The sequence below is a fragment of the Streptomyces sp. NBC_00669 genome (assembly GCF_036226785.1).
Lineage (GTDB): Bacteria > Actinomycetota > Actinomycetes > Streptomycetales > Streptomycetaceae > Actinacidiphila.
In genome coordinates this window covers 4,771,527-4,789,816 of record NZ_CP109018.1, presented here as the reverse complement: position 1 = coordinate 4,789,816, position 18,290 = coordinate 4,771,527, and the positions used below count along the sequence as shown (strand labels likewise).

General features: G+C 75.6%; 16 protein-coding genes and 1 pseudogene. 12 read left to right on the top strand and 5 right to left on the bottom strand.

What is annotated here, in order from left to right:
• Positions 1–189 precede the first annotated feature (189 nt).
• The 8 genes and pseudogenes from OG896_RS19935 to OG896_RS19900 all read left to right on the top strand — a co-directional run bounded on the left by OG896_RS19935 (position 190) and on the right by OG896_RS19900 (position 10,736).
• On the top strand, positions 190–1,440 hold the full coding sequence (locus OG896_RS19935; protein ID WP_329367271.1) for a glycosyltransferase: 1,251 nt from the start codon (positions 190–192) through the stop codon (positions 1,438–1,440).
• A 1,274-nt stretch (positions 1,441–2,714) separates the two neighbouring features.
• Positions 2,715–3,554 (top strand): annotated as a pseudogene (locus OG896_RS19930) (sugar transferase); the annotation flags it as partial.
• Positions 3,554–4,957 (top strand): O-antigen ligase family protein, encoded by a 1,404-nt coding sequence (locus OG896_RS19925; RefSeq protein ID WP_329367269.1) that lies wholly within the window; start codon positions 3,554–3,556, stop codon positions 4,955–4,957. The pseudogene OG896_RS19930 and the gene OG896_RS19925, both read left to right, overlap by 1 nt.
• Positions 4,954–6,672, top strand: a complete 1,719-nt coding sequence (locus OG896_RS19920; RefSeq protein ID WP_329367267.1) for a lipid II flippase MurJ — start codon at positions 4,954–4,956, stop codon at positions 6,670–6,672. The genes OG896_RS19925 and OG896_RS19920 overlap by 4 nt, the downstream gene beginning before the upstream one ends.
• Positions 6,669–7,451 (top strand): polysaccharide deacetylase family protein, encoded by a 783-nt coding sequence (locus tag OG896_RS19915; protein WP_329367266.1) that lies wholly within the window; start codon positions 6,669–6,671, stop codon positions 7,449–7,451. Before OG896_RS19920 ends, OG896_RS19915 begins: the two co-directional genes overlap by 4 nt.
• Complete coding sequence (locus tag OG896_RS19910; protein WP_329367264.1) at positions 7,448–8,713, top strand: glycosyltransferase; 1,266 nt, start codon at positions 7,448–7,450, stop codon at positions 8,711–8,713. Before OG896_RS19915 ends, OG896_RS19910 begins: the two co-directional genes overlap by 4 nt.
• A gap of 8 nt (positions 8,714–8,721) precedes the next feature.
• The gene (locus OG896_RS19905; protein WP_329367262.1) at positions 8,722–9,432 is read left to right on the top strand and encodes a lipopolysaccharide biosynthesis protein; all 711 of its coding nucleotides are present in this window, start codon (positions 8,722–8,724) and stop codon (positions 9,430–9,432) included.
• Positions 9,433–9,434: 2 nt separating this feature from the next.
• Positions 9,435–10,736, top strand: coding sequence for a GNAT family N-acetyltransferase (locus OG896_RS19900; RefSeq protein WP_329367260.1), 1,302 nt, complete (start codon positions 9,435–9,437; stop codon positions 10,734–10,736).
• An 18-nt stretch (positions 10,737–10,754) separates the two neighbouring features.
• Here OG896_RS19900 and OG896_RS19895 read toward each other — a convergent pair whose 3' ends face one another.
• Positions 10,755–12,098 (bottom strand): glycoside hydrolase family 26 protein, encoded by a 1,344-nt coding sequence (locus tag OG896_RS19895; RefSeq protein WP_443057099.1) that lies wholly within the window; start codon positions 12,096–12,098, stop codon positions 10,755–10,757.
• A gap of 331 nt (positions 12,099–12,429) precedes the next feature.
• Between OG896_RS19895 and OG896_RS19890 the strand changes: the two genes are divergently transcribed.
• Positions 12,430–12,879 (top strand): tyrosinase family oxidase copper chaperone, encoded by a 450-nt coding sequence (locus tag OG896_RS19890; RefSeq protein WP_329367258.1) that lies wholly within the window; start codon positions 12,430–12,432, stop codon positions 12,877–12,879.
• Between the two features lie 39 nt (positions 12,880–12,918).
• Entirely contained in the window at positions 12,919–13,770 is an 852-nt protein-coding gene (locus tag OG896_RS19885; RefSeq protein WP_329367256.1) for a tyrosinase family protein, read from the top strand.
• 111 nt (positions 13,771–13,881) lie between these two features.
• Here the strand turns inward: OG896_RS19885 and OG896_RS19880 are convergent, their stop codons facing one another.
• Both OG896_RS19880 and OG896_RS19875 read right to left on the bottom strand, forming a co-directional pair.
• Positions 13,882–14,166, bottom strand: coding sequence for a chaplin (locus tag OG896_RS19880; RefSeq protein ID WP_329367254.1), 285 nt, complete (start codon positions 14,164–14,166; stop codon positions 13,882–13,884).
• A gap of 298 nt (positions 14,167–14,464) precedes the next feature.
• The gene (locus OG896_RS19875; RefSeq protein ID WP_329367252.1) at positions 14,465–15,148 is read right to left on the bottom strand and encodes a hypothetical protein; all 684 of its coding nucleotides are present in this window, start codon (positions 15,146–15,148) and stop codon (positions 14,465–14,467) included.
• A gap of 294 nt (positions 15,149–15,442) precedes the next feature.
• On the opposite strand from OG896_RS19875, the gene OG896_RS19870 reads away from it, so the two are divergent.
• Entirely contained in the window at positions 15,443–15,943 is a 501-nt protein-coding gene (locus OG896_RS19870) for a DUF5949 family protein (RefSeq protein ID WP_329367250.1), read from the top strand.
• Positions 15,944–16,066: 123 nt separating this feature from the next.
• Here the strand turns inward: OG896_RS19870 and OG896_RS19865 are convergent, their stop codons facing one another.
• Entirely contained in the window at positions 16,067–16,333 is a 267-nt protein-coding gene (locus OG896_RS19865; RefSeq protein WP_329367248.1) for a hypothetical protein, read from the bottom strand.
• A 318-nt stretch (positions 16,334–16,651) separates the two neighbouring features.
• Here OG896_RS19865 and OG896_RS19860 point away from each other — a divergent pair, with 318 nt between their 5' ends.
• Positions 16,652–17,689, top strand: coding sequence for a hypothetical protein (locus tag OG896_RS19860; protein ID WP_329367246.1), 1,038 nt, complete (start codon positions 16,652–16,654; stop codon positions 17,687–17,689).
• Here the strand turns inward: OG896_RS19860 and OG896_RS19855 are convergent.
• Positions 17,686–18,267 (bottom strand): hypothetical protein, encoded by a 582-nt coding sequence (locus tag OG896_RS19855; protein ID WP_329367245.1) that lies wholly within the window; start codon positions 18,265–18,267, stop codon positions 17,686–17,688. The genes OG896_RS19860 and OG896_RS19855 overlap by 4 nt on opposite strands.
• Positions 18,268–18,290: the final 23 nt, after the last annotated feature.

Genomic DNA, 18,290 nt, shown 5'->3' with positions numbered 1-18,290 from the left:
GGTCGTCTGCGACCGTGCTGTGAGAATTCAGAGCGATTACCTGACAGGCACCGCATTCGTTGAGTGCACGCGGCCCGTTGATCAAGGTTGGTCCAGCGCTCCGGGCGATCAGCCGGAGCCGATCGCCGGGCCGTGGTACCGACCGGACTTCGGACTTCCCCGGGTCCCGGAGAGAGGGAACGGCGCGCGATGCCGCAAGACCATGACGACCAGGCCCCGTTGACGACGGGGACCGCAGCGGCCGGGGAAGCCCGGCTCGACGGGCTGACGGTGCTGCACGTCGCGCAGCCGGTGGACGGCGGGGTGGCCCGTGTCGTCGCCGACCTGGTGCGGGCGCAGGCGGCGCGGGGCGCACGGGTCGTGGTGGCCTGCCCGCCCGGCGGCGACCTCGGTCCGGCCGCCGCCGACGGTGGCGCCGAGGTGGTGGCCTGGCCCGCCCGCCGTGCGCCCGGCCGCTCGCTGCCCGCCGAGGTACGGTCCCTCGCCCGGGTGATCCGCGCGGTCGGCCCCGACCTGCTGCACCTGCACAGCTCCAAGGCGGGGCTGGCCGGCCGGCTGGCGGCCCGGGGCCGCGTCCCCACCGTCTTCCAGCCGCACGCCTGGTCCTACGACGCGGTGTCCGGCCCGACCGCCTGGGCGGTGCTGCGCTGGGAACGCGCCGCCACCCGCTGGACGCACCGCGTGCTGTGCGTCAGCGGCGCCGAGCGCGACTCGGGGGCCCGGCACGGGGTGCGCGCCGCGTGGGCGGTCGTGCCCAACGGCATCGACACCGAGCACTTCCGGCCGCCGCTGCGGCCGGCCTCCGCGCGGGAGGCGCTGCCCGCGCTCGCGGACCTCGGCGCCGACGCGCCCGTGGTGGTCTGCGTCGGGCGGTTGTGCCCGCAGAAGGGACAGGACGTCCTGCTGCGGGCCTGGCCCGAGGTGACCGCGCGGCTGCCCGCCGCCCGGCTGGTGCTGGTCGGCGACGGCCCGGACCGGCAGCGGCTGGTGGGCGACGCGCCCCCGGGTGTGCTGTTCGCCGGGAACGCGGCCGACCCGCTGCCCTGGTACCAGGCCGCCGACGTCGTGGTGCAGCCCTCCCGGTGGGAGGGGATGGCGCTGGCCCCGCTGGAGGCGATGGCGTGCGCGCGGCCGGTGGTGGCCACCGACGTCGACGGCGCCCGGGAGAGCGTGCCGGCCGCCGACACCGAGCTGTGCGTCGTGCCGCCGGGCGAACCGGCGGCGCTCGCGGCCGCGTTGCTGCGGCTGCTCACCGACCCGGCGACCCGTGCCGCCGCCGGCCTGCGCGCCCTCGCCCACGTCCGCGCGCACCACGACGTACGCGTGTCCGCGGCGGCCGTCGGCGCGCTCTACACGGCCCTCGCACCGCACCCGGCGCGGCCCGGCGCGACCTCCCCGGCCACCCACCCGGACCGCGAGGTCGAGGTGCCCGCCCGGTGAACCGCGTGAACCGCCCCTCGACCCCGGACCACTCCGCCCTCCCCGAGGCCGCCGCCCCGCCGCCCTGGCCCGAGACCGGCCTGCCGCCGTACGGTGACGCGGCTTATGGCGACGCCGCGTACGGCGATACGGCATACGGCGACGCGGGATACGGCGCGGGCTACGGTGCCACGGCCGGACCCGGTGCCCCCTTCGGCGACTTCGCTCCTTCCGCGGCACCGGCCGGACCCGGGCAAGCCGGGTCCGGGAACGGCCGCACGGCGACCCGGACGGCCCGCACCGGCCGGACCGCCAAGGCAGCTCAGGCAGCTCAGGCAGCCCAGCCGGGACAGACGGGTCAGACAGCGCAGGCGTCGCAGACGGCGATGGACCCGGGCAGGTGGCAGACCGCGGCGGCCGACCGTGCTTCCGACGCCGACCTGCGGGTGGTCGTCCCCCAGCCGCAGATCCGGCCCGCCGCCGGCACGTGGCCCGGGCCCGACGCGGCCCCGGGCCGGCACCCCGCCGCCCCCGGACGCCCGGCCGAACCCGCCTCGCAGGAAAGGCCGTCGAGCGCCGAACGGCTGCTGTCGCCGGGCGGCGTGCTCGCCGCGGCGGACTGCCTCGCCGGCCTGGTCGGGCTCTGCGCGGTCGGGCCCTTCGGCGCGCCCGTGCTGCCCGCGGTGCTGCTGTGCGTGCTGCTGGCCGCCCACCGGCGAGCCGGCCTCTACCGGCCGGGGCTCACACCCACCGCGCTGGACGAGGTGCCCGCCATCGCACTGGGCACGGTGCTCGGCTGGGGCCTGGCCGCCGCCGCGACCGCCGCGACCGAGCCGCGCGGCGCGCTGAGCTGGCCCGAACTCCTCGACGCCACCGCGCTGACCGGCTGCGTGGCCGTCGCCCTGCGTGCCCTCGTCCATCGCCTGCACCGCACCCGCGCCCGCCGCGCACCCGCCCCGACCCTCGTCGTCGGCGCCCCGAACGCGGCCGAGCAACTCGCCGCGACACTGCGCGCCCACCCCGAGTACGGCCTCGCCCCGGTGGCCGTCGCCACCCCGGCGGACCACGGCGGTCCCGCCGAACACGGCCTCACCGCCGCCGATTTCGCGGCCCTCGGCGCCGAACCCACCCTGGAGACGGCCTCGTTCGGCCCGGCCGGCGCACGCGTGGACGTCCCGCCGCACCCCTCGGCCTCGCCGTCCGTCCCCCTCGCCGTCCAGGACACCGTCCCGGTCACCACCCACGGCGCACCCGACGCAAGCACCGCCGACACCGGCCCCGGCCCCGCCCTCGCGTCGATCCCGCGCCTCGCCGTGACCGCCGCCGCGGACATCGCCCGGGTCGCCGTGCGCGACGCGGTACGGCACGTGGTCGTGGTCGGGCCGGCCGGGCCCGCCACGGCGGAGGCCGTCGCGCTGCTGGCCGCGCGGGGCTGCCGGATCTGGCAGGCCGACCAGGACGGACCGCGGCCCGGCAGCGGACCAGGCGGGGCCGGGCGGATCGAGCCGGCCCACCTGTGGGGCTACGCCTACCGCCCGTTCACCGACAGGACCCGGCAACGGCCGTACGGCAAGCGGGCGCTGGACATCGTGCTCGCCGGACTCGCGCTGACCGCGGCGGCCCCGATCCTGGCCGGCTGCGCGCTGGCCGTGCGCCTCGCGGACGGCCCCGGCGTGCTGTTCCGGCAGGAGCGGATCGGGCTGGGCGGACGGCCGTTCACCGTACTGAAGTTCCGCACCCTGCGCCCCGCCGACGACCACGAGGCAGCGACCTTGTGGAGCGTGGCGCACGACAGCCGCACCAGCACCGTCGGCCGGCTGCTGCGCCGCACCTCGCTCGACGAACTGCCGCAGTTGTGGAACGTGTTGCGCGGCGACATGAGCATGGTCGGCCCGCGCCCCGAACGCCCCTTCTACGTGCAGAAGTTCAGCGCCGAGCTGCCCGGCTACCAGGACCGGCACCGGATGCCCGCCGGGATCACCGGCCTCGCCCAGGTGAACGGTCTGCGCGGCGACACCTCCATCCCGGACCGGGCCAGGTTCGACAACCACTACATCGAGAGCTGGTCGCTGTGGCAGGACGTCGCGATCCTCGTCCGCACCGCGACCTCGCTCTTCCGGTTCGGCGGTAGCTGATGACCCTGACCCTCGCGCCGTCCGGCCGCACCCGCGGCGCCGGCCCCGCCGGCCGCCACGACGGCGCCGTACGACACCACCTGACGCTGCGTCATCTCGCGTCGTACGCGCACCTGCTGCCCGCCGTCGCCACCATCGCGCTGCTGGCCGCGCCCGTCGCCCCGGGCAACGTCAGCACCTCCGGCAAGGTCACACCGGCCGACGCCGCCTCCGCCGTGCTCGTACTCGCCTGCGCCGTACGCCTGTTGCGCGACCGGCGGCGCCTGCTCAGCCCGGCCGCGGCGATCGTCCTCGGCGCGCCCGTCGTCGGCTTCGCGGTCGCCGCGATCGCCTCGCCCGACCCCGGCGCCGGCGTGACCGGATTCGTGCGCTACGCCCAGGTGTTCGTGCTCGTGCCGGCCGCGCTGGTGCTCCTGCTGCGCGACCGGCGCGACTTCGCCGTGGTCGCGGGCGCGGTGGTCGCCCTCGCCCTGGTCCAGGGCGGGATCGGCGTGTGGCAGTACGCCACCGCGACCGGCGCCTCGTACCAGGGCGAGGACATCCGCGCGGTCGGCACGTTCGGGCCCTCCGACATCATGGGCATGGCCACGGTCGTCGCGTACGGGCTGGTCATCTCGGTCGGCTACGCCCTCGCGCCCGGCCGCCGCGCGGTCCGCACCGGGGCGGCGGCGTGCGCGGCGCTGCTCCTGGTGCCGCTCACCGTCTCCTTCAGCCGCGGCACGTGGATCGCCACCGCGCTCGCGCTGGCCGCGATGACCCTGCTCGCCGGATGGCGGCAGGCGGTACGCGTCTTCGCGGTGCTCGCCGCCTGTGCGGTGCTGCTGGTCGGCGGGGTCGGCGTCGGCTCGCAGCTGATCACCCAGCGGCTCGCCAGCATCACGCAGGTCACCGACGCGCCCGACCAGTCCGTCACCGACCGCTACACCCTCTGGTCGGCGGCGCTGTCCATGTGGCGCGAGCACCCCGCCACCGGTGTCGGCCTCAAGCGCTTCCCCGACGAGCGCGACTCCCACGCCTCGCTCGCCCTCGACTCCGGCAGCGACACCGCGGGAGCCGGGCAGACCTTCACCCGCGAGCCCCTGCTCTCGCCGCACAACATGTACTTGCTCGCCCTCTCCGAGCAGGGCCTGATCGGCTGCGGCCTGCTCACCGGCTCCTGGGCGGCCCTCCTGACCGGCGGCGCCGCCCGCCTGCACCGCGCCCGGCGCGCCTTCCGTGCCCGCGGCGCCTTCCACGCCCGCACCGCCATCGCCCCCGGCCTCGCCGCCGTCGGCCTTCTCCTCTGGCAGGCCGTCGACTTCCTTTACGCCGACATCGGTGGCCCCTCCACCCCCCTCACCGCCGTCCTGCTCGGCCTCACCGCCTGGTGGTCGCTCAACTCCACGGACGAGCCCGCCCGATGAACGACAGGGAAGCAGGGTTCGTCAAAGGCGCCCGGGGCACCCCTCAGGACGTCTGGACCCACCCTGCCGACGCACCCGAAGCCGCGCGCCCGCCGACCGTGTTGGCGTACCCCGGCACCGAGCCCCCCGACGTGTGGGCGCCCCCGCCCGAGCCGATCGACGTACCGCCGCCCCGGCCGCGCGACCCGGGCCCGGCCCGGGAGCCCTCCTCCCGGATGGCCCACGCCGCCGCGGCCACCGCGGGGCTGAGCATCGCCGGCTCCGTCCTCGGCCTCGTCCGCGACCAGGGCATCGCCCACCTCTTCGGCGCGGGCGCGGAGAGCGACGCGTTCCTCGTCGCGTGGACCATCCCCGAGATCGCGGCGACCGTCCTGATCGAGGACGCCATGGCCCTGCTGATGGTGCCCGCCTTCAGCGCCGCCCTCGCCCGGGGCGAGGGCCCGCACGCTCTGATCCGCGGCAGCCTGCCGCGCCTGCTCGCCGCCCTGGCGCTGCTGACCGCGGCGCTCGCGGCGGGCGCCCCCTGGGTCGTACACGTGCTCGCCCCCGGCATCGCCGACCCGACCACGGCGGTGGCCTGCACCCGGCTGACCGCGCTGACCGTCCTCACCTTCGGCGTCGCCGGCTACCTCAGCGCCGCGCTGCGCGCGCACCGCCGCTTCGCCTCACCCGCCGCGATCTACGTGGCGTACAACACCGGCATCGTCGCCGTGCTCTTCGCCCTGCACGGCAGGTTCGGGGTACGGGCGGCCGCCGCCGGGGTCGCGGTCGGCGGCGCGCTGATGATCGCGGCGCAACTGCCGTCCTTCCTGCGGGTGTTGCGGTCCACGCCGACCGGCCCGGCCGGGCCGCGCCCGGACAACCCGCTCGGCCTGGCGCTGCTCGCGCCGGTCATCGTCTTCACGCTCAGCCGCCAGGCGCAGGTGCTGGTCGAGCGGTTCTTCGCCGCCCCGCTGCCCGCGGGCGCCATCTCACACCTCAACTACGCGGAAAAGGTCGCCCAGTTGCCGATGTCACTGTCGGTGATGATCGTGACGGTCACCTTCCCGGTGCTGTCGCGCGCGCTGGCCGACGGCGACCGCGAGCAGGCCAGGCGCCGGGTCGAGCGCGACCTCGCGCTCGCCTGCCTGGTGGTGCTGCTCGGCACCTCCTACGTCATCGCCTGTGCCCCGCAGATCATCGAAGTCCTCTTCCAGCGAGGTGAGTTCACCGCCGTCGACACCGCGGACACCGCCACGGTGATGCGGGTCTACGCGCTCGGCCTGCTCGGTCAGAGCCTGGTCGGGGCACTGGTCCGGCCGTACTTCTCGGCGGCGGGCCCGACCTGGTACCCGGCCGCCGCGATGGGGCTGGGGCTGGCGGTCACCGCGGCCGCGGACGCCGCCGCGGTCGGGCCGTGGGGCGCGTACGGCATCGCGGCCGGCAACGCGCTGGGCATCACCGTGACCGCCGCCCTGCTGCTGCGGGGCCTGGGCGCGCACACCGTCGCCGTCCGGGTCGCCGCCGTGGCGCCCCGGATCGGGCGGATCGCGCTGGCCGCGCTGTGCGCCACGGCCGCCGGCTGGGCGCTGGCGCACCGGCTGCCGGACCCGGCGGTGGCCGCGGCCGCCTGCGCGGTGGCGGTGCCGGTGGTGTTCGCCGGCGCCGCGCTCGCCGCCCGGGTGCCCGAAGTCCCCTACCTGCTCGCCACCGTCACACGGAAGGGCCGCCCATGACCGCTGACCTCCTTGCCCCCGCGGGCGTCCACGCCGGCCGCCGGGCGCCCTGGACGCTGATGTACCACTCGGTGGGCGACCGCCGGGCCGGCGACCCCTACCTGGTCACGGTGACCCCGGAGCGGCTCGCCGGACAGCTGCGCTGGCTGCGGCGGCGCGGCCTGACCGGCGTCGGCATGCGGCAGTTGCTCGCCGCCCGCGCCCGCGGCCGGGCCGGCCGGCTGGTCGGGCTGACCTTCGACGACGGCTACGCCGACTTCCTCACCGACGCGGTGCCGCTGCTGCGCGCGCACGGCCACACCGCCACCGTGTTCGTGCTGCCCGGCCGGCTCGGCGGCACCAACGCCTGGGACCCGGACGGCCCGCGCAAGCCGCTGCTGACCGCCGACGGCATCCGCGCCGCGCACACCGCCGGCATGGAGATCGGCTCGCACGGCCTGCTGCACCGCGACCTGACCGCTCTGGACGACGCCGACCTCGACCTCGAACTGACCGAGAGCAGAAGCCTGTTGACCGACATCACCGGCACCGCCCCGGCGGGCTTCTGCCACCCCTACGGCGCGGTCGACCCGCGCACCGCGCTCGCCACCCGGCGGGCCGGATACGACTACGCCTGCGCGGTCGACCCCGGGCCGGTCGCCTGCGGCCACGCCCTGCCGCGCACTTACGTCGGCCAGGCCGACAACTCCCCCCGGCTGCATGCCAAACGGCTGCTGCACCGGCTGCGGCGAGCCGAGCTCGCCACCCTCCCCGCCGTGCCACAAGGAGGCGACGCATGAAGGTCCTGCACGTCATCACCGGCCTCAACGTCGGCGGCGCCGAGCAGCAACTCCGGTTGCTGCTGCGGCACCTGGACGCCAAGTGCGAGGTGGCCACGCTCACCGACCCCGGCCCGGTGGCCGACGCGATCCGCGCCGACGGCGTGCGCGTGCACGACCTGCGGATGACCGGCAACCGCGATGTCGGCGTGCTCCCCCGCCTCACCCGCTTCATCCGGGCCGGCCACTACGACGTGGTGCACACCCACCTGTACCGGGCCTGCGTCTACGGGCGGATCGCCGCGCGGCTGGCCGGGGTGCACACCGTCGTGGCCACCGAGCACTCGCTGGGCGCCACCCAGATCGAGGGCCGGCCGCTGGGCCTGGGCACCCGCACCCTGTACCGGGCCACCGAGCGGCTCGGCCACGGCACCCTCGCGGTCTCGGCGACCGTCGCGGAACGGCTGGTGTACTGGGGCGTGCCGGAGGCGCGGGTGCACCTCGCGCCCAACGGCATCGACCCGGACCGGTTCCGCTTCGACCCCGAGGTGCGCGCCGAGGCCAGGACCCGGCTCCGTATCCCCGTCGGCGCGTACGTGGTCGGCGGGGTGGGGCGGCAGGTGCCCGGCAAGCGGTTCGACGCGCTGATCCGGGCGGTCGCCGAGGTCCCGGACGTGCATCTGCTGCTCGCCGGCGACGGCCCCGAACGGGTGCCGCTGCTGCGGCTCGTGCACCACCTGAACCTCCAGCACCGGGTGCACGTCGCCGACTCCAGCGGCCCGGAGGTGCCCGGACTGCTCGCCGCGATGGACCTGTTCGTCTCGGTCTCCGCCGAGGAGGCGTTCGGGCTCGCGGTGGTCGAGGCGCTGGCCGCCGGACTGCCCGCGCTCTACACGGCCTGCCCCGCCGTGGAGGACGTGCCGGCCGAGGACGCGCCCGGCGCCTGCCGGATCGACCTCGGCGAACTGCCCGCCGCCCTGGCCGCGGAGCACCGCGCGGGGCCGCGTCGGCTGCCCGCCCCCGCGGCGGTCGAGTACTACCACATCGCCCGCACCGCGCAGCGCGTCATGGCGCTGTACGCGCAGGCGGGCGAGCGGCGGGGCCTGCGGCGGCGCGGGTCCGGTCCGGCCGCGACCGTACCGCGCCCGGCCCGGGCCGCCGGGACCCAGCCGGCGCCGCGACCGGTCTCGCAGCAGGCCGCCCCGCCGGCCTCCCGGCAGGCGCCCGGCACCGTACCCGGGGCCGCCGCCGAACCCACCACCCCGACACCCGCGCAGAAGTGAGACACACCGTGACCCACACGGACGACATCAACGACCCGCAGGACCGCGGGCGGCGCACGCCGCGACGCGCGGTGCCGCGCTGGCTGCCCCTGCCGCTCGGCATCGGCATCGGCCTGCTCGGCGGCATCGGGTACGGCCTGGTGGCCACCCCGCAGTACGCCGCGACCAGTTACGTGATGGTCGTACCGCGGCAGGGCACCGACTCGCCGACCGCGCTCGGCTTCGCCCAGGCGTACGGCCGGATCGTCACCGGCTCCGCGGTGCTGGCCGGCGCGCAGGCCGCCACCCACACCGCCGCCGGGGACCTGAAGAGCCATGTCCAGGCGGCGACGTCGCCGGACGCCCCGATGATCTCGGTCACCGGCAGCTCGTCCAAGGCCGGCACCGCCGCCTCCATCGCCAACGGCGTCGCCCGCTCGCTGGCCGCCACCGGCAACCGCGACTCGGACAGCACCGGCGTCCGCCTGCTCCTCTTCTCGCCCGCCGCCGCGCCCGCCGCGCCGTCCTCCCCGTCGGCGGCGCTGTCCGGCGCGGTCGGCGCGAGCGCGGGCGGGCTGCTCGGCGCGCTCGTCCTCCTGGTCCGGCCCAGGCGCGAGGAGGACGCCGCCCACCCGGCCCGCACCCCGCTCCCGTCGCCGTCCGCCGCCCCGTCCGCCGCCCCGTCCGCCTCCGCTTCGCCGTCCTCGTCCGAGCCCCGGCCCGAGCGGGCGGCGGTGTGACGGTGGAAGGCCCCGACACCGCGGCGCCGCCGGCCGCCGTCCGCCCGCCGCACCCCAGAAGCGCGGCGGACGCAGCCGGTGCGCCCGACCCGCTCGGCACACTCGACGTGCGCATCTGCCGCGACCCCGACGAGTTCGCCGCGCTCGCGCCCGAGTGGACCCGGCTGCACCGCAGTTGCCCCCGCGCCACCCCGTTCCAGAGCCACGCCTGGCTGCACTCCTGGTGGCTGTCGTACGGGCGGCGGGGCCGGCTGCGGGTCGTCCTGGTCCGGCGCGGCGGGAGCGGCGGGAGCGAAGAGGGCCGCCGGGAGGGCGAGTTGGTGGGCGCGGTCGCGCTGATGCGCACCTACCGCCCGCTGCCCGCGCTCGTGCCGCTCGGCGGCGCCATCACGGACTACTCCGACGTGCTCATCGCCCCCGGCACCGCGGGAGCAGGCACCGAAGCGGACGCCGACCCGGGCGAGGACCGCGCGGACCGCGCGGACCGCGCGGACCGTACGGGTGACGGCGCCCGGCGCGGCGACCCGGTTGCCGCCGCCCTCGTCCGCGGGATGCGCCGGGCCGCCCGGGGCGGGGTCGTGGACCTGCGCGAGGTGCCGGCGGGCGCGGCGGCCGAGCGGGTGTACGCCCTGTGGCCCGGCCCCAAGCGGCGGCTCGCCGACTCCGAGTGCCTGGAGCTGCCCGGCGGGCCCATGACCGGCCTGATCGCCCGGGTGGGCAGCTCGCGCGGCCAGCGCATCCGCGCCCATCTGCGCAAGATCGACGCCTCGGGCATCGAGGAACACGACGTGCCCGCCGCCGACGTGCCCGCCGCCATCGGCACGATACTGCGGCTGCACACCGCCCAGTGGGAGGGCCGGGGCGTCACCCCCGAGCACCTGCGCCCCCGCTTCGCCGCCCATCTCGGCCGCGCCTGCGCCCGGATGACCGAGTCCGGCGAGGCCCGGCTCACCGAGTTCCGGATCGGCGGCGAGGTGGTCGCCGCGAACCTCACCGTCCTGTCACCGACCCTGGCCGGCGGCTACCTCTACGGCGCCGACTTCGCCGCCCTGCACTCGGCGAAGGTCGACCTCAACACCCTGCTGATGCGGCACGGCGCCCGCCTCACCACGGCCGGCGACCGCCCCGTCCTCAGCATGATGCGGGGCGCCGAACCGCACAAAGCCCACTGGCGTCCGCTCTCGGTCCCCAACTCCCGGCTCCTGCTGGGCACCCGCCGCGCCCTGCCGTCCCTCCTGGCCCGCCGGGCCCTGACCGCGGCCCGGGTCCGGCTGCGGGAGGTACGCCGCAGGCGCCGGCGGTAGGCCGCCCGCCGGACCCCCTCACAGCGCGCTGGTCGGCCCGGGGGACGGGGCGGCCGCGGGCGGGGCGGGAGCCGCGGGGGCAGCCGGCGCCGACCTGCGCGGCTTGAGCCGTACGCACACCTGCCCGCTGGCGTAGGACTGCTTCATCACCTCGCTGAGCGGCATCGGCACGCAGGTCTCGACGGGCACGGACGTGGGCGGGGTGCCGGTGCCGGGGGAACCGGTGCCATGGGTGGGGGCCGGGCTGGGGGACGCGGACGCGGGGGTGGCGATCTTCCGGCCGAAGAGCAGCGCCCGGTACACCTTCGACGCGTTGGGGTTCTGGTCGCACTGCCAGACGCCGTGCGGGCAGTAGTCGGTGATCGTCTGGTAGAGCGGGTGGTGGGTGATGATCCAGGTGAGCATCAGGCTCATGTAGTCGGCGTCGTCGCCGTTCCTGAACAGGCCCCACTCCGGGTAGGAGATCGCCTTCCGGTGCGCGGCGGCGAAGTCGACCTGGGCCTGGAGGCCGTACGGCTCGGTGACCTGCTCGTGGAAGTCGGTGCCGGGCGGCTGGTCGTAGGAGTCCATGCCGATGACGTCGACGGTGGAGTCGCCGGGGTAGCACGTGGTCCAGGCGATCGCGTCCCGGCCGCGGTTGGGGGCGAAGTCGAAGCGGAAGTGCTGGCCGGGCACGGCGCGCATGGCGGTGACCACCCGGTTCCAGTACGCCTTCCAGCCCGTGGGGTCCGGGCCGCAGCGGTGGGTGTAGGTGGTGCCGTTCATCTCCCAGCCGAGCACGATCACGGTGTCGGGGACGCCGAGCCGGACCAACCGCCGGGCGAGCTGGGTGAAGTGCGCGTCGAAGGCGCCGCTCGCGCCCTGCTCGATCAGGTCGCGCACCTGGCCGTCGGGGACGTGGCCCTCGTTGTCGGCCTGCATCGGCACGTTGAGCACGAACAGCCGGCCGGGCTCGGCCCGGGTCCACGCGGCCCACGGCTGGAGCAGGTCGTCGTCGCCCTCGATGCTGTCCCAGTTGTCGCCCGGCAGGTAGGTGTGGCCGACGTTCACCTGGGTGCCGCCGAGCCACTTCTCCAGCCCGCCGAGGCTCTGGACGCCCTTGCTGCCGGAGTCGGTGAAGGCGCCCATCGGCGGCAGCCCGTCGGCCGAGGCCGCGGGTGCGCTCGGCGGGACGGAAGGGGTGCGGGTCGCCGTGCCCGCGGACGGCAGGGGGACCGCCACCGGGTTCCCGTAGGCGGGCAGACCGAGCAGCCGCCCGGCGGAGTCGTCGCCGAGCGCGGTCGCCGCCACCCCGGACAGCAGCACCGCGGCCGTGGCCGCCGCGACGCTCCCCCGCACCCACCAGTGGTGTCGCTCGGCCATGGCCACTCCTCGTTCGACGGCAAAGGCGCGCCGGACGCGCCGCCTGACCGTCAGTCATAACGTACGAATAAATGGCGCGCGCGGATTCGACAGCTCGGTCGTGACCGTGCCGCGGACTTCGGGCGGGCCTGTTCTCTCGCCCTCCTCCCCGAACTCCCTTGCCCACAAAGGAATCCTCTCACCCGTCAATAGCGGCCGGGAGCCGCTGGTGATATCACCCGGTCAGGTGAATTTCCGGATCGTCGTTGCCGACCACCGGCCGCGATCCCGGGATTCCCGGCCGCACGGGGCAAGATGAGCCGCGGCCGAGTGCCGACGAGAGGAGCCGGGCATGCCGTCACGCAGAAGAGTGCTCAGGACCGGGCTGATCGCCGCGGCCGCCGTGTCGGGCACCGCGGCCGGGCTGCGTCCGATGCTCGCCGCCGGGCAGCCGACCTCGCGCGCCGCCGCGCAGGGGGCAGGCGGGCAGGACGGGAAGGGCGGCGGACCGGGGGCGGACGGCGACGGATCGGACTCCCTGCTGGACGAGGTGGCTTCGCCGCTGTTCGACGAGGTCTACCGCGGCCGCCGCATCCAGGGCTTCCCCTCGGGCGATCCCAGCGGCCTGCTGCTGCTGATCGACGGGCGTCCGCTCGGCGCCATGCGCCGGTACGACGGCAGCTTCGTCAGCATGGCCAACCACTTCCAGCCGTATCCGACGCCGCTGGCCACCGCCCGGGGCGCGGTCGACGTCATCGGGAGCGCCGAGCTGGCCGATGCGGCCGCCGCGCACCATCACTGACCCGCCGAGCGTCGAGGGACCGCACCTGTGTACACCCGGATGAACCAGCGGAATCTGACCAGCGACCAGCGCTCGCGCTTCGTGCAGGCCGTGCTGCAACTCAAGCGGAACGGCGGGTACGACAAGTACGTCAAACTGCACATGCAGTACTTCAGCGCGGACGGCGAGACCGGGCTGCGGGTGGCGCACATGGCCCCGACGTTCTTCCCCTGGCACCGGCAGTTCCTGCTGGTCTTCGAGCACGAACTGCGGATGATCGACCCCGACGTCACCATCCCGTACTGGGACTGGACCGTGGACCGCTCCGAGACGTCGGCGCTGTGGGAAGCGGACTTCATGGGCGGCAACGGCCGCTCCAGCGACGGGCAGGTGATGACCGGCCCGTTCGCCTACCAGGGCGGCAACTGGCCGATCACCTTCGGTGTCACGCGGGAGAAGTACCTGACCCGCGACATGGGCCGCCCGGACCGGCCGATCGTGCTGCCGACCGCCGCCGAGGTCGATGACGCGCTGAAGATCGCGACCTACGACACCGCGCCGTGGAACTCCGCGCCGAGCACGAAGGGGCTGCGCAACAAGATGGAGGGGTGGGTGGTCAGCGACGCCAAGGGCGGCTACCTGCACAACCGGGTGCACCAGTGGGTCGGCGGGCACATGACCGGCGGGTCCTCGCCGAACGACCCGATCTTCTGGCTGCACCACGCCTTCATCGACCTGATCTGGACCCGCTGGCAGCGGCTGCACCCGAAGTCCGGCTTCCTGCCGGCCAAGCCGCTGAGCGCCGGCGACCCCGAGCACGGCCGGGTGATCAGCCTCACCGAGCCGATGCCCCCGTTCAACGTGAAGCCGTCGGTGGTACTGGACCACCGCAAGTACTACACCTACGAGTGACGGCCTGGGGTGCGCCATGCGTGCCCCTGGCCGCACCTGCCGCACCTGCCGCGTCACGCGTACGGCCCCCGCCTCGTGCGGAGGCGGAGGCCGTACGGCGGTGCGAGGAACTCAGTACTGGCCGCCGCCGTTGCCCCCGTTGCTGTCACCGTGCGAGGAGTCGTTCTCGCACTGGTTGCCGAACGTCGGGTTGAGCAGGCCGATGACGTCCACGGTGTTGCCGCAGATGTTGACCGGAACGTGCACGGGCACCTGGACGACGTTGCCGGACACGACACCCGGCGAACCGACCGCAGCGGCTCCGGCACCGGCGTCGGCCGAAGCCACACCCGCACCAGCGGCCAGCGCGGCACCTGCGGCGGCGGTGAGGGCCGCGGCCTTCGCGATACGCGACATCAAGATCTCCCTGAGACGTCATACGAGATGAGAATTGCCGCAACGCTGCGGCTATTGACGCCTTGGGCAACGGCCGGGGACCGGTAATGGTCACGCAGGTTGGGCCGAATCGGTGAGGGTTCCTCGGTTTGGAAGCGCGGCCGGCGCGGGAATTGGGGCGCGCCGCCCGCGTAATACGCCGAGGAGGTGAATTGACGCGGGGCGGGCACACACGCGGCCCGCGGCCCGTTCCTTTTGACGAGGACGGACGGCGGGCCGGGTGTCCGCGGTCAGCGCGGCGGGAGGGCCGGGCGTGGGGTCACAGGGTCGGGGTGGTGGGGAGTGTGGGAGTGGACGGCAGCGAGGGGAGGGCCGGCAGCCCCGGCAGGTTGGGCGCGGGCAGGCCGCCGCCGAGCACGGTGGCGACGGCGACGTTGACCAGGCCGGTGACGACCGCGGTGCCGGCGGCGAGCGCGCCGGTCGCGTCGCCGGAGGCGACGGCCTTGCTCAGGGAGTCCACGGCGGTCTGGAGAGCGGCCAGGGCGTCGGCCTGCACATCGGCTGCGGCCCGCGGGTGCACCGCCCGGGTGGCGGCGGCCGAACCGTTGGGCACGGCGGGAGCGTTGGGCGCCGCGGGGGCGTTGGGCGCGGCCGGGGCGTTGGGGGTCGCCGGAGCGGCCGGGGTCGCCGGGAGGGCCTTCTTCGCCGCGGTGATCGCGGCCGTCGCGGCGGTCGCGTCCGAGGCCACCTTGTCCTTCGAGACCGGCGTGGCGAGCGCGTCCTGGACCAGCGTCGTGACCGGGGCGAGCACGCCGCCCAGGTTGCCGAGCGTCTTGGCCTGGGCGAGCACCGCGGCCGCGTCGGCCTGCGCCTTGGGTGCCGTGGGCTGGGCGGCGGCGTGGTGGTGCGGGGTCTCGGCGGAGGCGGTGCCGACGGCGCCGCCCGCAAGAGCGGCCACGAGCGCGGCGGAGACGACCAGACCAGTGGTGCGGTGGCTGTGCATGGAACGTTTTCCCTTCGTGGGGGCAAGTCTGCTACCTCGACCACCGTGGAAAGCGGCACCTGCTCCCGCAACCGAAGCGTCCTCGCGGCCTCGGGGCCCACGACCCGACACCGGCGCAAGTCGACTGCGAACGCGGGGGGTTCGGCGATTCGCCCACCACCCGGCCGGGATACTCCGTTGGGGTGCGCGCCCGGGGCGGACCGCTCCACGAACGGGCGAATCCTGTGCCCGGGGGTCCCCCGCTGAGGTGACATCGGCAGGGTGCGGGGCCGGTAGCCCGTTAGGGTCCGGCCCATGAGCCAGACCAATACCGCGTCCGCGTCGTCACTCCAGAGCCGGCTGGGCACCCTCGTGGTGATCCCGTGGGCCGGCAGCCACGAGGACGGCCAGGACACCCCGTTCCTGCTGGCCTACTCCCTCGGCGACGGGGTGGACGGCCCGGCAGCCGGGCAGGAGGCAGTGCTCGAGGCGGCCGAGGAGATCGGGTTGCCGGTGGGCGGCGCGATCCTGGACATCGCGCAGGCTCCGAAGGTGAAGGTGGGGCTGCTCGTGGAGGGCGGCAAGGCGGTGCTGACGATGCCTTACCTGAAGGTGACCTGCCCGGTGCCGGAGCAGTGGACGGCCGCGGCCCGCGCCCGCACGTCGGTCTACGTGATCCTGGCCAGCCGCCCGTGGCCCGAGGCGGTCCCGGGCACCGAGGTCACGGAGGAGGAGCTGCGCGCGTTCGCCGCCGACGAGGAGGTGCTGGGCAGCGCGGCCCACTTCACGGTCCCGGTCGGCAGCCTGCGCGGCTGAGCGGCCACGCAAAGGGGCGCCCCGGAGGGGGCGCCCCTTTCCTCGCGGATCGTACGAGGTACGCGGTGAGGTGGCGGTGCCACCCGGGCGGAGCTGCCACCCGGGCGGAGCTGCGGGCGACGGTCAGCCGTTGACCAGCTGGTTGCCCGCGCTCACCGCGTCGGACCCGGCCTTGACGGCCTTCTGCACGGCGGCGACCTTCGGGCCGACCCCGGACTGCTGGACCACCCCGCCGGCGACGCTGCCGGCCTGCACTCCGGTGTCGGAGGCGGTCACCGCGGTGCTCGAGAGGGTGGAGCTGAGGTCGGCGGCCTGTACGACGGGCGCCGAGGCGGCAGCGAGCACGAAGGAGCCGGCCGCGGCGGTGGTGAGGATGCGGAATACGTTCATGGCCGGTACAACGTCCGAGCCCGCCCGCAGGGCACGCCCGGGACGCCCACCGTCAGCCCCCGTCCACCGCGTTCACCCGCTCAGGTGGAGCGTCGCACCCGTCCGGCCGCATCCGGCCGCGCGGCGGTGAGCGGTGAAGGCCGGCGGTGACAGCGGAGGGGCCCCGGCGACCCGCGGGACGGGAGGGGCACGGCGCGCCGCGGTGTTGCCGGGCCGTGACAACTACCGCACAGCGCGGCGACGTTGGCTTGTCACGCTGCCCTCACAGCGGTTCGCACACCACCGCCGCACCGTCTCATCGTTCATGGGGGAACCGAGATGCCCGCGTCCACTCGCCGCAGCCGCGGCCGTAGCCGCCGTACCGCCACCGCCGTCGCCCTGACCGCGGGCCTCACCGCGGGCGCCGCCCTGCTGCTGACGGGATGCGGCCCCGACGACCCCACCGCGGACGGCACCACCCCGCCCGCGACCACCGGCAGCGGAAGCGGCGGAACCGGGAACCCGACCGTCACCGCGAAGCCGGTCACCTCCGACTCGCCGCTCAACGGCACCGCGCACAACGGCCTGACCATCAGCGACGGCAGCCGCTACGTCGTCATGAACGGCACCCGCGTCGACTTCGGCACCCTGGTGCGCGACCTCGCCTGGTCCCCGGACGGCCGCCGGGCCGCGTTCGTGGACGGCGACGGCGACCTCGCGGTGAGCAACCCCGACGGCACCGGCCGGGTGATCGCGGCGAAGAACCCCGGCGGGCAGACCTGGTCGCACCCGACCTGGCAGACCCGCAAGGCGGACCCCGCCGACGGCATGCCCGCGCTGGACAACCTGATGTTCGCCGTGCGGTCGGGCTCCACCACGAAGCTGGAGAGCGTCCCCGCCACCGGCGGCACCCCGCGGCCGATCAGCCTCAACCAGATGGCCGGCGAGCACCCCGACCCGCTGCCGACCACCGGCAACGTCTGGCCGAACGCGGGCACGGCCGGCGCCGCGACCTACGCCAACGCCGACAGCGGCAAGGTCTACATCCGCGACGACAACCTCCGGCAGCAGGGCTCGGCGCTCACCGACGGCTCAGAACCGGCGATGTCGCGGGCCGACGACGAGGCCATCGCCTTCGTCCGTTCCGTGGACGGCCACGACCACCTGTTCCTGGAGGAGTCCACGGACAGCGGTCCGGCGTACAAGGACCTCACCCCGCACGCCACCACGGACTACACCGAGCCGGCGTTCGCGCCCACCGGCGACCTGATCGCCGCCCGCACCCCGGACGGCATCGTCGAGGTCCGCACCGACGGCTCCGGCACCCCGCAGCGGATCTCCGGCTACCGGGGACTGCCGGCCTTCCGGAACTCCTAGGCCGGCGAGCCCAGTTCGGCCCGCAGCGCGGCCAGGTGGGTGTCGGCCGTCTCGTGCAGCAGGAACTCCACCACGTCCAGGAAGCGGAAGAGGGTCCGGGCCCCGGTGACCGCGAACTCGTACTCCGCGAAGCCGACCACCGCGCCCAGCACCCCGCGCACCGCGCCCCGTACGACATGCGCCGTCATGTCGTCGGGGCGCTCGGCGTCCGTGCCGCGGCGGGCGTTGGGGCGGGCCAGGTAGGGGCAGACCATCGAGGCGTAGAGCATGCACGCCCGGTGCCCGGGGCCCTCGGTGGTCGGCGCGAGGTTGCGGTACGGGCGGCCGGCCGCGCGCGCGTCGGCGATCGCCTCGGCCTCGGCGGCGCCCACCACCCGCCATACGGTGCCGCGCGGCATGCGGGTGCCGCACACCGAACACAGCCGCTGCCGGGCACAGTCGGCGCTGCGCTCGTGGTCGGTGAGCGCGAACTGCGGCCGCTCGTCCTGCCACGGGGTGATCGCGGGCACGGGATAGCCGCGCTCGTCCCGCGGTCTGGCCTCGACGGGCGGCGGTTTGGGTACCGCGTCGAATCGCACGGGCCATGCCTATCAGGGCGGTA

Excerpts from the sequence above, each read along its gene's own strand:
- OG896_RS19935 (WP_329367271.1), top strand. The coding sequence starts at position 190 with ATGCCGCAAGACCATGACGACCAGGCCCCGTTGACGACGGGGACCGCA.
- OG896_RS19925 (WP_329367269.1), top strand. The coding sequence starts at position 3,554 with ATGACCCTGACCCTCGCGCCGTCCGGCCGCACCCGCGGCGCCGGCCCC.
- OG896_RS19920 (WP_329367267.1), top strand. The coding sequence starts at position 4,954 with ATGAACGACAGGGAAGCAGGGTTCGTCAAAGGCGCCCGGGGCACCCCT.
- OG896_RS19915 (WP_329367266.1), top strand. The coding sequence starts at position 6,669 with ATGACCGCTGACCTCCTTGCCCCCGCGGGCGTCCACGCCGGCCGCCGG.
- OG896_RS19910 (WP_329367264.1), top strand. The coding sequence starts at position 7,448 with ATGAAGGTCCTGCACGTCATCACCGGCCTCAACGTCGGCGGCGCCGAG.
- OG896_RS19895 (WP_443057099.1), bottom strand. The coding sequence starts at position 12,098 with ATGGCCGAGCGACACCACTGGTGGGTGCGGGGGAGCGTCGCGGCGGCC.
- OG896_RS19890 (WP_329367258.1), top strand. The coding sequence starts at position 12,430 with ATGCCGTCACGCAGAAGAGTGCTCAGGACCGGGCTGATCGCCGCGGCC.
- OG896_RS19885 (WP_329367256.1), top strand. The coding sequence starts at position 12,919 with ATGAACCAGCGGAATCTGACCAGCGACCAGCGCTCGCGCTTCGTGCAG.
- OG896_RS19880 (WP_329367254.1), bottom strand. The coding sequence starts at position 14,166 with ATGTCGCGTATCGCGAAGGCCGCGGCCCTCACCGCCGCCGCAGGTGCC.
- OG896_RS19875 (WP_329367252.1), bottom strand. The coding sequence starts at position 15,148 with ATGCACAGCCACCGCACCACTGGTCTGGTCGTCTCCGCCGCGCTCGTG.
- OG896_RS19870 (WP_329367250.1), top strand. The coding sequence starts at position 15,443 with ATGAGCCAGACCAATACCGCGTCCGCGTCGTCACTCCAGAGCCGGCTG.
- OG896_RS19865 (WP_329367248.1), bottom strand. The coding sequence starts at position 16,333 with ATGAACGTATTCCGCATCCTCACCACCGCCGCGGCCGGCTCCTTCGTG.
- OG896_RS19860 (WP_329367246.1), top strand. The coding sequence starts at position 16,652 with ATGCCCGCGTCCACTCGCCGCAGCCGCGGCCGTAGCCGCCGTACCGCC.